We start from the raw sequence: 12,368 nt of genomic DNA, 5'->3' as shown, positions 1-12,368 counted from the left end.
AAACGCCGTCGAGACCGGCTCAACAGCAGGGGGTGACATGTACAATTGCACATGTCACCTCACGCGGGAACCCCTCAGTCCCGGATCAACTGGCCCGCATAACCCCGGAGTTGACGCCTAGCCGGCCAACCGGCCCGCCAGCTCCGCCAAGTCCGCGACGAACCACAGCTGCAACCCGCGATTGCTCTCCCGCACGAAATCCCGCAGCGCGTCCGACCGCGCCACATGCGGCGCGACATCCCCCACCACCGCGAGACCCATCCGGTACTGGGCGAACTTCTGCACCACCCCGCCCGCGACCCCACTGCGCAGCCGGAAGAACTCCTCCCCGAACCGCTCCACCGGCACCGCCACCCAGGACGCCCCCTGGTAGTACGCGTTCCCCAGCAGGTCCACCGCGTCCTGCTCCCCCGCGACCGCCTCCCCCTCCGCCGCGCACACCATCACCTGGACCCCGCCCAGCTCCTGAACCACCGTCACCGCACTTCTCCCGTCAACTCCTCGATCAACCCGAGCACATCCCCCACCCGCCGCGGCGGCCCCAGCACCACGAACCGCAACCCGCTCCGCGCCTCGTCCCGCACCGCCTGCACCCACAACGGCCGTTCCTCCCCCGACGACCAGGCCGACGCCGCCGCAAGCACCGCCGTCACCAACCGATCCGCCTCCCCCCACCCCACCCCCTCCACCTGCACCACCGCCGAAACCTCCACCCGCGAGGGCGGCCCCGCCGCCTCGGCACCCCCCGTGAACGCCTCCACCTCCGCCCGCGCGATCCGGTACTGCTTCCCGATCCGCACCGCCTTCAACTTCCCGTCCCGCACATAACCCCGGACGGTCTTCACATGCAGCCCCAGCAGCTCGGCCACATCCTCGACGGAGTAGAACTCCTGCACTGCCGCATCCTTCCCCATCATTCCCTATCACCCAAGCAGTAGGGAAGGATACGGCACTATCTCTCTATCGCCCCACCTCACCGGGCCCGCCACTTGCCCCCGCCGGCCTCGGGCACACTCAAATCGCCCGGGCCGATCGCGCCCCCGGGAACGCACCAACCACGCGCTGCGCCTCCGCCGCCGCCTGCACAAACGCGCCGGCCCGGACGCCCTGCCACCGCCCCCAACCCGCACCTCACCCGGGGCCGGGCCTGCTCGAAGGGCACACCGTGCCGCCACAGCGGCGGCCCCGTCCGGCGTCACGGGCGACAAGAGCCGACACGACCCCGAACTCCGGCCACCCGCCGGCCTCTTCGGCCCACTCCTGCCGCACCGCCACCCGAAACGGCTCCCCGGATTCGCCGCCCCGTGTTCACCGTTCGGAGTCCCGCTGCATGCCACGCCAGTTGCCCCTCCATCGCCGCAGGCAACTCGGCCGCCCTTGACTCGGCGCACCCCACGGGCAGCGGGCCCGTCCCGCATCGCGGCGGCCGTCGTCACCACGTCATCGGCACTCACCCGCCCGGCTGCACGGCACCTGGCCGCCACCGAAGGCATCGTGCCCGTCCGCGACCCAAAGCACCCCGAGGGCTCCCACCTGCCGTTCGGCCCGGCGAGCTTCGCCGCCTTCATCGACGCCGTGACGGCAGGCCGCTTCCGCAACGCGTGCCCGCCCACGACGCACGCGAGGCCCCGCCGCCCCTGCTGCCCAGGGATCGACGGGGCCTCTCGACTGCCGTTCAGAGCCGCGGGCCGGCCGCTCCCCCTCGGCCCGCGCCGGCAAGGCGGTTGCGGCGCCGCAGGCCGATGATTGTGGCCGCGGCCAGGAACCCGAGAACGACGACAGCGTCGCGCAGCAGGTCGCGCGGCTCGGCGGGCGCGTTGCGGTAGAGCGGCGGGGCCACCATCGCGGCCCAGGGCAGGGCGGCCAGCGCCACGCCGACGGCCCGCAGTCGGTCGGTGCCGGGGTCGGCGAGGTGCAGCAGGTACGCGACGGCCATGACGACCGCCGGCCAGGCGAGGGACGTGTCGATCGGGGTCTGCGCGATCGGCGGGAACAGGACAGCGGCGTAGTCCTCGGCCCAAACGCCGAGCCACAGGGCGGCGATACCGATCATCGGCAGGGCGACGGCCGTCGCGGCGGCCACGAGCCGGGTGCGGTCGCGCCGGGAGAGCTCGACCGCGTCGGGCGGGGCGAGGAGCACCAACGCGCCCACGAAGGCCCAGACTCCGAGCAGGCTGGTGGCCCCGATGGACTCCGCGTCCGCACCGAGCTGCGCGGCGGCGACGGCGAGCAGGACGAGGACCCGGGCCGGGGCCCAACGCCCGAGCAGGGCACACAGCAGGGCGAGGACCCAGGGTGCGGCGTGAGCGACGTCCAGCGCCGCCGGCATGTCGTACGTGCCGCGCGTGAGCAGCATGGTCAGCAGCTGGACCGCGCCCAGTGCGGCCCCACCGGCCACCAGGAACGGCGCGGCACCGGCGAGCACCCGGCCCGCCGGGTCGCGGGAGCTGAGCCGGGCGCGCAGCCGCAGCGCGTGCGCGGCCAGGACGGCCCACTCGCGCACGGCGGTACGGCGGTCGGCATGCCGAACGGATTCGGCGAAGACGGCGACGATCTCCTCGCCGTGCACGGCCCGGTATCCGGTGGGGTACAGACGGCGCAGCAACCCGATGAACGGACGGGTCATGCCGTCCCCCCGCTCAGCCGCAACCCGCTCAGCCGCAATCCGCCGAGGGCAAGCCGACGTTCGGCCTCGTCGGCCCCGGCGCGCAGCCGCCGTGTCTCCTCGGTCAGGGTGTGCCGGCCCTGGTCGGTCAGGGCGAAGCTGCGCCGCAGCCGCCCGTTCACGACCTCCTCGGCCTCGACCTGGATGAGCCCTTGCTGCAGCAGCCGGTCCAGCGCCGTGTAGAGGGTGCCGGTGAGCATCCTGGTCCGCCCGTCGGTGATCGCCAGGACTTCCTGGAGGATCGCGTATCCGTGCCGGGGCGCGTCGGCGAGCGCGGTGAGCACGAGCCGTGTGGGCTCGGGCAGTTGACGATCGGTCATGCGAAGACGATAGGTCAACCATTGAGATATGTCGATCATTTAGCTGTCACAGCCACCAAGGCCACCCCCGCCCGCCACCGCCCCGAACCTCACCCTCCCCACTCCGCGAAAAAACCGTTTGCATCCACCGGCCCGCTGGCTAAGGTGGTCCAAGTCCGCCCGCAAGCACCCATGCGCGGGTGGCGAGACGAGTGAGGAGGTGTGGCCAGGATGGTTGCCGCCGTGACGCGGCGCGCTTTCGCCTGCGCGCCATACGCCTCTTCCCCCCGTCTTCTCCCCACCGGCTGACTGCGCGTCATACCGCGCCCCGGTGGGCCACTCCTCAGGAGCCACCGCAGTGCGCGAGCGCTTTGCCGACAGCGATTCCTTCTCCCGTATCCGCCCCAAGGGCGCTTCCCGTCGTGGCCGCAAGGCCGACCGCTTCGACGACGCCGAGCCCGAGTACCTGTACTTCCCCTCCGAGGAGTTCGACTTCGAGGAGGACCACGAGGCCCCGACCACCCCTGACGGCCCCGCCGTCGGCGACCGCTGGTCCACCTGGGACCAGTCCACCCCGACCGAGAAGGGCCCGCAGCCGCGCCCCGACTGGGTGATCACCGAACTCGCGGCCGTAGACACCGAGTTGGGAATCGTGAAGACCGGCAAGGAGGCCGACGTCTTCCTGCTGGAGCGCGCCGTCCCCGGCGCCGAGCGCCGCACCCTGATGGCGGCCAAGCGCTACCGCGATGCCCAGCACCGCATGTTCCACCGGGATTCGGGCTACCTGGAGGGCCGCCAGCACAAGGAGTCCCGGGTCAGCCGGGCGATGGCCAAGCGCACCGCGTTCGGCAAGGAGGCGATCGCCGGCCAGTGGGCGGCGGCCGAGTTCTCGGCGCTGTGCCGCCTGTGGTCGGCGGGGGTCGCCGTGCCGTACCCGGTGCAGATCACCGGCACCGAGATCCTGATGGAGTTCGTCGGCGACGAGGCGGGCACGGCCGCCCCGCGGCTGGCCCAACTGCGCGCCGAGGAGGCCGACATCGACGACCTCTGGGAGCAGCTGGGCCGCAGCCTCTCACTGCTGGCGTACGACGGCTACGCGCACGGCGACCTCTCGGCGTACAACATCCTGGTGCACCAGGGCCGCCTGGTGATCATCGACGTCCCGCAGATCGTGGACGTGGTGGCGAACCCGCGCGGCCTGTCCTTCCTGGAGCGGGACGTCCGCAATGTCGGCGCCTGGTTCGTCTCCCGGGGCCTGCCACCCGAGCGGGTGGAGGCCCTGGTGCAGTCCCTCGCCGAGGACGCCCGCCTGCGTCGCTGACCGCCCGGCCGGCTACTCACTCGGCCAGAGGATGAACCGCGGCAGTGCGATGCGCCGCGGTTCTCCGCCGTGCGCGGCCGTCGCGCCGAGTGCCCCGCGGATCTCGTACAGGTGCGCCACGGTGAGTTCCAGCGGCGCCTCGTACGGCTGGTGGGTGTACCGGATGGGGTAGTCGACGCCGGGCCGGATCGACATCTCGATGTGGCAGCCGAGCACGTGGGTGACGGGCCGCCGTTCAGCCAGGTCGATCATCCGATCGATGCTGTGGGTGAACGCGGCCCAGTCCTCGATGTAGAGGCGGCCGGGGTAGACGGTGTCGCCGGTGAGCAGGAAGCCGCTCCACGGGTCGTAGTAGGTGACCGAGGCGGCGTGGTGCCCGGGGGTGGCCAGGCACTCCAGCACCCGCCCGCCGAGGTCGATCCGGGCGACGGCCTCCGGGTCGGCGTCGAAGCCGAACCACGGCCAGGCGCTGTCCTTTCCGGCCGGCACCAGCTCCGTCCCGGGCCGGTCCGCGAACTGCCCGTCCCCGGCGACGTGGTCGCCGTGCGCATGGGTGTGCACCACCAGCAGCCGGTAGTCCTCCCGGGGGTTGCGCGCCAGCCAGCCGTCGATCAGCTCGTCCACCGTCCGCCGCAGCGGCAGGTACTCGGCTTCGGCGGTGGCCCCGGTGTCGATCAGCACGGCCCGCTCGTTGCCGAACAGCAGGTACAGGAACGGCGCCTCGTAGTTGACGGCCATGTTCTGCCGCAGGATCACGGTGTGCTCGTCGTACGCGTACACCTGCAGGTCGGGGTCGGTGTTGTGCTTGGCCGACGGCGAGCCGTGGTTCCAGCTGACGTCCAGCGGCCGCGTCCCGGGTCGCCCGGTGGTGAAGTCGATCGAGTTGCCGGTCACGGTGGCGCTCCTTCGGATCTGTCCTGCACGGCCCGTCACTTGACCGTACGTCAGTACCAACGTTCCACTCGAACGGACGTGCCCGGGCGGCGTGTAGAGTCGCCGCGCGAAGAGGGGGCCCGGCCGACTTCCCATCGGGTGGCCCGGCAGGCCAGACTCTCTTGTTGACAGGTCGTACACCATGCTCGGGGGAAACGGGACATGTGGGGTCGGGGGACGGTACTCGGGGGCCGCTACGCCCTCACCGAGCGGCTCGGCAGCGGCGCCATGGGCGAGGTCTGGCGGGCGGACGACCACGTGCTGGGCCGTCAGGTCGCGGTGAAGATCGTGCTTCCGGCGCTGATGGAGGACGAGGTCTTCGCGGCCCGGTTCCGCCGCGAAGCGACCGTGCTGGCGGCGATGAGCCACCGCGGCGTGGTGCACATCCATGACTACGGCGAGGACGCCTCCGACCCGTCCGCGAAGATCGCGTACATCGTGATGGAACTGCTGTCCGGCCGGCCGCTGGACAAGGCCAAGGGACGCGGCAGCTTCCCGCCGGACCGGGCGCTCGACATCGCCGCACAGATGCTGGACGCCCTGCACGCCGCGCATCAACAGGGCATCGTGCACCGCGACATCAAGCCGTCCAACCTGATGATCGACCAGGACGGCCGGATCACCGTCACCGACTTCGGCATCGCCCGCACCCTGGCCGACACCCGGATCACCACCGCCCACGCGGTAGTCGGCACCGCCCTGTACATGGCCCCGGAACGCGCCGAGGGCAAGGACGCCTCGGCCGCCTCCGACCTGTACTCGGTCGGCGTGGTCCTGTACGAACTCCTGGCCGGGAAGCCGCCGTTCACCGGCGAGACCCCGCTGGAGGTGGTGCTCAAGCACGTCCGCGAACCGGCACCGGAACTGCCCGGGACGGTGCCCGCGCCGGTGCGCGCGGTGGTCGCGAAGGCCCTCGCCAAAGAACCCGGCGAACGTTACCCGGACGCCGCGGCAATGGCCCTCGCCGCCCGGCAGGCAATGTCCACCCAGGCCGGACTGGGCGCCGTCGTGGCCCTCGAACCCCCGCCCGCCGCCACCGCCCGCAAGCGGGCAGAACGCCCCGGTCGCCGGCGGCTCGTCACCCTGTTCCTGCCGCTGGTACTGGTCACCGGCGGCGGGGTGACGGCCCAGCAGCTCGAACTGCTGCCCTGGCAGCACCGCCCGGAGTCCACCAACGGCGCCAACTCACCCGGCAACCAAGGAACTTCCAGCCCCATCGGATCACCCTCCGACCCCGCCCGGAACAGCCCGGAACCGCAGCAGCCCCAGTCCTCCGCCCCACCGTCCACCGACCCGAACGGCAACCCCCCGCAGCCCGGCGGCGCACCCGACCAGGGCAACGGCGGCTCCACCAACGGCGGTTCCTCGAACAACACCGGCGGCAGCACGGGCGGCTCCGGAGGCACCAACAACGGCGGCTCGAACACCGGTGGCTCGGGCGGCGGCTCGGGCGGCGGCTCGAACAACGGCGGCGGTTCCACCCCGGCCCAGCCCGCCCCGAACACCTCCAAACCCCCCACCACCGGCGGCGGCCCGGCCTCCGGCTGCGGCGGCAGCGGCTGGGGCCGACTGGTCAACGTCGGCACCGGCCAGGCCGCCGGCCTCGGCTCGGACGCGCTGACCGCGGGCATCCCCGTGGTGTCGGGCAAGAACACCTCCTACGGCTGGATCAAGAGCACCGACGGCTCCGGCCAGACCACCTTCACCGCCTGCAAGAGCGGCAGCGGCGTCAGCCTCGGCGGCGTCTACACGGACAGCCCGAACAACGCCAAACTGATCAGCGGCGGTTCCTCCCCGATGACCAACTGGTCCCTCGTCGTGGCCGGTTCCAACAGCTTCCAACTCAAGTTCGGCTTTGGCATCCAGAGCTGCCTCACCGACAGCGGCACCGACAGCACCCTGACCATCACCACCTGCTTGTCCAACGACAAGTCCCAGCTCTTCCGCTTCTCCTGAGCCGATCCCGACCCGACTCCCGTACACCGCACCGGAGTTGTCACACCCCTGGGGAAGAGTGCCGGACATGGCCGAACAGTACGTCACCGCCTTCGCGGTGGACGCCGCGCTGCTGCTGCGCCTGCCCGGCTCGGGCGGGCCGGGGCTGCCGGGCGTCCCGCGCTGCGCGGCCCTCACCGAGCTGCTCTCCGGCCGCCTGCGCGCCGACGCGGACTCCCGCTACACCGCCCTGCTGCCGACTCTCGCGGGCACCCTCGGCACCCCCCTGGGCGAGGCCGTCCTCGCGGGCCGCCACTGGGACGAACTCGCCGACGTCTTCCGCGCCCTGCGCCTGCCCGCCCTCACCGGCCTCTGGTCCCGACGCTGGCCCTGGCCGGACGGCGCCACCGACGACCGGCCCTGGCCCTACCCCACCCTCACCCCGCACGCCGCCCTCCCCGCCGTCCTGACCGACCTCGCCGCCCTTGACCCCAAGGCCCTCCCCGACCACCCCACCGCCAACCTGGAGGACGACGACCTCGAAGACGCCGCCTGGTTCCTCACCGAACACCTCCCCACCTGGGCCTCGCACGCCCACGCCCAGTCCCTCGACCTCCTGCTGCTCCGTGACGGTGCCCGATGACCGCCGGCGCCCTGGTGGTGCGCACCGACTTCGCCGACCCAGCGGCCTGGCAGCGCCTGTGCGAGGTGTTGGCCACCCCTACCGAGGAGGGCTTCCTCCCCGTCGTCGTCCCGGTCGACGACCCCGCCTTCGCCGGCCTCCACCTCGCCGGCCTGACGGCCCACCTGCCGTCGGGCTACCACCACCCGCTGCTCGTCCTCGCCGACCGCCGAGCCCTCACGGACCCCGAACTCCCCCTCCTGGTCGCCCACTTGCGCGACCCGGCGACCCCGACCGTCCGGGTGGTGGCCACCAGACTGTGGAGCGTCGAGAACAACCTCTCCATCGCCAACCTGGACTTCGCCGACTACCTCCGCTCCACCGACCCCGACGGCGTCCACCGCGGCTTCTGACCGACCCTCACGACACCACGTCCTTCGTCGCGAACCCACGGAACGCCAGCGCCAACAGCACCACCGAGTACGACAGCGACAGCACCACCCCCTGCACCATCCCGCCCCACTCCAGCTGTGGCTGCAACGCGTCCGCCCACGCGTACTGCCAGTGCGCGGGGAACCACTCGCGCAGCGAACCGAGCGCGGTGACGGCGTCCAGCACACCCGTGATGATCGACGCGAACACCGCGCCGCCCACCGCCCCCAGCGGAGCGTCCGTCGCGGTGGAGAGCCAGAACGCCAGCGCGCCGACCACGATCTCGGCGAGGAAGACGTACAGCACGGCGAGCGCCAGGCGCGGCAGCGCCTCGGTCGCGGAGAGCGTCGCCCCGGTGGGAAGCTTCAGGTCGCCCCACCCGTACGCGGCCGTACCGACCACCAGCCCGACGGCGGGCAGCAGCACGACCGCCGCGGCCGAGAACCCCATCGCCACAGTGAACTTCCGCGCCAGCAACCGGGCCCGCGGCACCGGGGCCGCCAGCAGGTACCGCAGCGAGGACCAACTCGCCTCGGACGCAACGGTGTCACCGCAGAACAGTGCCACCGGAATCACCAGCAGGAACCCGGTGCCCATGAACAGCAGCGTGGTCGCGAAGTTCACCCCGGACGCGGTGGCCAGCTCGATGAACGTGGTGCGATTCTCCCGCCCGGGCGTCCCACCGATCTGAAAAGCCGCCAGAACGATCAACGGCAGCACCGCCAGCACCCCACCGACCACCAGGGTCCGACGCCGCCGCAACTGCCGCATCGCCTCGACCCGCAGCGGCAAGGTCCGCCCGGGCCGGTACCCGGGAGCCGCCGTGTCCGCCACCGCGCTCACCGCGCTCACCGCGCTCATGCCGCTCCTCCGATCAGGGACAGGAAGGCGTCCTCCAGCCGTCGCTGCGGGCCGATGCCCGCCACCGGTACGCCCAGACGCACCAGTTCGGCGGTCAACCGACTCACCGGCAGCCCGTCCAGCCGAACCAACAACCCGCCGTCCACCGCCTGCACCGACTCCACCCCGCCCAACGCGGCCAGCTTCTCCGCGACCGCCGCCGCCTCCCCGTACCCCTCCTCGACACTCACCAGCAACTGCTCACCCGCACCGGTGATCTCCACAGTCGGCCCGGCCACCACCAGCCGGCCGCGCTCCATCACCACCAGGTGGGTGCAGGACTGCTCGACCTCGGCGAGCAGGTGGCTGGAGACGATGACGGTCCGCCCGGCGGCGGCATAACGGACCATCACCTCCCGCATCTCACGGATCTGCGGCGGGTCGAGCCCGTTGGTCGGCTCGTCCAGGATCAGCAGATCGGGCAGGCCCAGCATGGCCTGCGCGATCGCCAGCCGCTGTCGCATGCCCTGCGAGTACGTCCGCACCGCACGCTCCAGCGCCTCGCCGAGACCGGCGATCTCCAACGCCTCCGCGAAGTGCGCGTCCTCGACCGGCCGCCCGGTGGCCGCCCAGTACGACTCCAGGTTGGCCCGCCCGCTCAGGTGCGGCAGGAAGCCCGCGCCCTCGACGAACGCCCCGACCCGGGACAGCACCGGCGCACCCGGCCGGATCGCGTGCCCGAACACCCGGATCTCGCCCTCGTCGGGGCGGATCAGACCCATCAGCATCCGCAGCGTGGTGGTCTTGCCCGCGCCGTTGGGACCGAGCAGACCGAGCACCTGCCCGGCCTCCACCCGGAACGACAACTCCCGTACCGCGTAACGGTCCACCGACCCCTTGTACTTCTTCGACAGCCCGGTGATCTGCAACGGCACCCCGGCCAGCTCCGGATCCGGCGCAGGAGTCGCCACCCGCCGCCGCCGCGCGAACACCAGCAGCGCACCGATCGCCAGCGCCACCAGTGGCAGCACCCAGGTCCGGTTCGGCACCGGCGCGGCCTCGGTGCGCAACTGCTCCACCGTCGGCACACTCAGCGGCCCGGCCACGGACAGCGTGTACGTCGCGGCCTGCGCCGGTGAGGCGTACGCCAGGTCGGTGGACGCCAGCACCAGCCGCAGCCGATGCCCGGCCGGGAACTCGTGGTCCACGGCCGGCAGCGCCACCTGCACCGTCCGCCCGCCCGCCGCGTCCGCCCCGGTCACCCGCAACGGCGCGGCCAACTGCTGCGGCAGCACCTGCTTCCCGTCCGGCGCGACGTCGTACACCTTCGCGAACAGCACCGCCTCCGGCACATCCGCCGCCACCCGCACCGCCACCGTCGGCGCACCCGTCAGGTGCAGCGCACTGCCCAGCGGCGCGGAATCGAACGACGCGAACTGGCCGGGGAAGTCGATCGACAGGCCTGCCCCCACCGAGGACAACTGGGACAGCGCCCCGATCCCCGGCAGCGTCGAAATATTCGGCGGCGCACCACCGGGCGGGTTCGCCACCCGCTGCTCACGGCCCGTCAACTCCACACTGCGCTGCGCCGTCCCACCCAACCCGGGGTAGACATCGGCATCCGCGCCGCGCAGCACCGCCTGGAAACCCGTCGAATCGACGCCACCGGTACGCGTCACCCGGAACGCGGGCCCGGTGGAACCGCCGGCACCCTTCAGATAATGATCGAACCAGGCCGTCACCCGGGCGTCCGAGCGGGTACTGCTCTCCTGCCCGCCGTCATGGCCCGCACCGAACCAGTCCACCGCCACCGGCGCACCGTTCGCGGCCACCGCCTTCGCGATCCGGTCCCCCTGGTCCAGCGGGAACAACGAGTCCTGCTGGCCCTGGATCACCAGCGTCGGCACCTTGATCCGCTCTGCCACCGACGACGGGCTCGACCGCTCCAACACCCGCACCGCGTCCGCATCCGGCCGCCCGGCCGCCGCCACCCGGTTGTACATCGCACACAGCTCGTCCCGGAACCGCCCACACCCCACCGGCCCCTGCACCTGCTGCTTCGGCCCGCCCTCACCCAGCCCGGACGCCGAACCCGTGGTGAAGAAGATCCCCGCCCACAACTTCTTGAACACCCCGTCGGCGGCCGAACTCCCCTGCGCCGCCTGCGGAAACAACGCATCCGCCAGATTCCACCAGGTGATCTGCGGCGCAATCGCATCAATCCGCTTGTCGTACCCGGCCGCCAACAGCGACACCGCCCCACCGTACGACGCCCCCGTCACCCCGACCCGCGGATCGCCCTCCCCGTCCAACTGCACCTCGGGCCGCTGCGCCAACCAGTCCACCAGCCGCGACACATCCGCGACCTCACGCTCCGGCTCATTCAGCCCGATCTGCCCGGACGACTGCCCAAACCCGCGCGCCGACCACGTCAGCACCGCATACCCGGCCCGAGCCAACTCCTCGGCCCGCTGCCGCTCCCCCTCCTTCGACCCCCCGAACCCATGCGCCAACAGAACGGCCGGCCGCCGCCCCGCCCCACCCGCCGAAAAGAACGAGGTATCAATCCGAACCCCGTCCGCCCCCTCCAAAAACCGATCCTCCCGATGCACCGCACCCGGCTCCCCCACCGCCGCGACCACCGCCCCACCCCCCACCAACAACCCCACCACCGCGCCCCCGGCCACCACCACCCGCCGACGCACCACCCACCCACGCCACGCCTCAGCGAACCCCATAACCGCAGATCCTAACCACGCCCCCAGTAGGCCCCACGTCAACCCACACCCCCACACACCCCCACCTCGCCTCCCCCGCCGCCCCTCCCCCCACCTGCCCTCCTCGCACCTGCCCTCCCCTTCCCCCACCTGCCTCCTCACCTCCCCCTCGCCCCCTCCCTCCTCCTCCCCTCCTCGCGGCCCCACCCTCCCCTTCCCCCGCCTGCCCCCTCGCCTCCCCCGCCGCCCCGTCCCCCCACCTGCCTCCTCGCGGCCCCTGCCGTCCCCTCCCCTTACCTGCCTCCTCGTCTCCCCTCCCCCCGTCTGCCCCCGCCGTCCCCTTCCCCCCACCTGCCTCCTCGCGGCCCCCGCCGTCCCCTCCCCCACCTGACCCCTCGCCTCCCCCGCCGCCCCCTCCCCCCACCTGCCTCCCCGTCTCCCCTTCCCCCAGCCCTCCTCACAGCCCTCCCTCCCCTTCGGCCCCCGCCCCCCCCTCCTCACATTCCCTGCAGGTGGGCCACGGGTGGGTGGGCGGGCAAAAGACCCCCACCCCCCCCCCCCCCCCCCCCCCCCCCCCCCCCACCCCCCCCCCCCCCCCCCCCCC

At 72.5% G+C, this 12,368-nt stretch carries 12 protein-coding genes; 5 read left to right on the top strand and 7 right to left on the bottom strand.

The features are described 5' to 3' along the window. Positions 1 to 117: 117 nt before the first annotated feature. Positions 118 to 444 carry a DUF4180 domain-containing protein gene (locus ACZ6R9_RS30105; protein WP_465541831.1) on the bottom strand — a complete coding sequence of 109 codons (327 nt, stop codon included), beginning with the start codon at positions 442 to 444 and terminating at the stop codon, positions 118 to 120. Between the two features lie 32 nt (positions 445 to 476). Beyond that, the gene (locus ACZ6R9_RS30100; protein WP_465541657.1) at positions 477 to 896 is read right to left on the bottom strand and encodes a helix-turn-helix domain-containing protein; all 420 of its coding nucleotides are present in this window, start codon (positions 894 to 896) and stop codon (positions 477 to 479) included. 481 nt (positions 897 to 1,377) lie between these two features. Here ACZ6R9_RS30100 and ACZ6R9_RS30095 point away from each other — a divergent pair, with 481 nt between their 5' ends. Then, a complete protein-coding gene (locus tag ACZ6R9_RS30095; protein ID WP_465541655.1) occupies positions 1,378 to 1,746 on the top strand; it encodes a DUF397 domain-containing protein in 369 nt (122 codons plus the stop codon). Here ACZ6R9_RS30095 and ACZ6R9_RS30090 read toward each other — a convergent pair. Both ACZ6R9_RS30090 and ACZ6R9_RS30085 read right to left on the bottom strand, forming a co-directional pair. Continuing rightward, positions 1,676 to 2,626: a hypothetical protein gene (locus ACZ6R9_RS30090; protein WP_465541653.1), complete on the bottom strand. Its 951-nt coding sequence runs from the start codon at positions 2,624 to 2,626 to the stop codon at positions 1,676 to 1,678. The genes ACZ6R9_RS30095 and ACZ6R9_RS30090 overlap by 71 nt on opposite strands. Then, the gene (locus ACZ6R9_RS30085) at positions 2,623 to 2,985 is read right to left on the bottom strand and encodes a PadR family transcriptional regulator (protein ID WP_465541651.1); all 363 of its coding nucleotides are present in this window, start codon (positions 2,983 to 2,985) and stop codon (positions 2,623 to 2,625) included. The genes ACZ6R9_RS30090 and ACZ6R9_RS30085 overlap by 4 nt, the downstream gene beginning before the upstream one ends. A 337-nt stretch (positions 2,986 to 3,322) precedes the next feature. Here ACZ6R9_RS30085 and ACZ6R9_RS30080 point away from each other — a divergent pair, with 337 nt between their 5' ends. Continuing rightward, on the top strand, positions 3,323 to 4,285 hold the full coding sequence (locus ACZ6R9_RS30080; RefSeq protein ID WP_465541649.1) for a serine protein kinase RIO: 963 nt from the start codon (positions 3,323 to 3,325) through the stop codon (positions 4,283 to 4,285). Positions 4,286 to 4,297: 12 nt separating this feature from the next. Here the strand turns inward: ACZ6R9_RS30080 and ACZ6R9_RS30075 are convergent, their stop codons facing one another. Then, the gene (locus ACZ6R9_RS30075; protein WP_465541647.1) at positions 4,298 to 5,179 is read right to left on the bottom strand and encodes an MBL fold metallo-hydrolase; all 882 of its coding nucleotides are present in this window, start codon (positions 5,177 to 5,179) and stop codon (positions 4,298 to 4,300) included. A gap of 201 nt (positions 5,180 to 5,380) precedes the next feature. Here ACZ6R9_RS30075 and ACZ6R9_RS30070 point away from each other — a divergent pair, with 201 nt between their 5' ends. The 3 genes from ACZ6R9_RS30070 to ACZ6R9_RS30060 all read left to right on the top strand — a co-directional run bounded on the left by ACZ6R9_RS30070 (position 5,381) and on the right by ACZ6R9_RS30060 (position 8,188). Continuing rightward, positions 5,381 to 7,174 (top strand): serine/threonine-protein kinase, encoded by a 1,794-nt coding sequence (locus ACZ6R9_RS30070; protein ID WP_465541645.1) that lies wholly within the window; start codon positions 5,381 to 5,383, stop codon positions 7,172 to 7,174. 67 nt (positions 7,175 to 7,241) lie between these two features. Beyond that, positions 7,242 to 7,796, top strand: coding sequence for a hypothetical protein (locus tag ACZ6R9_RS30065; protein WP_380486443.1), 555 nt, complete (start codon positions 7,242 to 7,244; stop codon positions 7,794 to 7,796). Next, positions 7,793 to 8,188 (top strand): DUF6924 domain-containing protein, encoded by a 396-nt coding sequence (locus tag ACZ6R9_RS30060; RefSeq protein ID WP_465541642.1) that lies wholly within the window; start codon positions 7,793 to 7,795, stop codon positions 8,186 to 8,188. The genes ACZ6R9_RS30065 and ACZ6R9_RS30060 overlap by 4 nt, the downstream gene beginning before the upstream one ends. Positions 8,189 to 8,195: 7 nt before the next feature. Here the strand turns inward: ACZ6R9_RS30060 and ACZ6R9_RS30055 are convergent, their stop codons facing one another. Together ACZ6R9_RS30055 and ACZ6R9_RS30050 are read right to left on the bottom strand one after the other, a co-directional pair. Beyond that, entirely contained in the window at positions 8,196 to 9,068 is an 873-nt protein-coding gene (locus ACZ6R9_RS30055; protein ID WP_465541640.1) for an ABC transporter permease, read from the bottom strand. Beyond that, complete coding sequence (locus ACZ6R9_RS30050) at positions 9,065 to 11,785, bottom strand: alpha/beta fold hydrolase (RefSeq protein ID WP_465541829.1); 2,721 nt, start codon at positions 11,783 to 11,785, stop codon at positions 9,065 to 9,067. The genes ACZ6R9_RS30055 and ACZ6R9_RS30050 overlap by 4 nt, the downstream gene beginning before the upstream one ends. Positions 11,786 to 12,368: the final 583 nt, after the last annotated feature.

The sequence above is a fragment of the Kitasatospora sp. NPDC048662 genome, from assembly GCF_055587065.1.
Note: the sequence above shows the minus strand (reverse complement) of the source record. Positions and strands in the feature narration are given on the sequence as shown.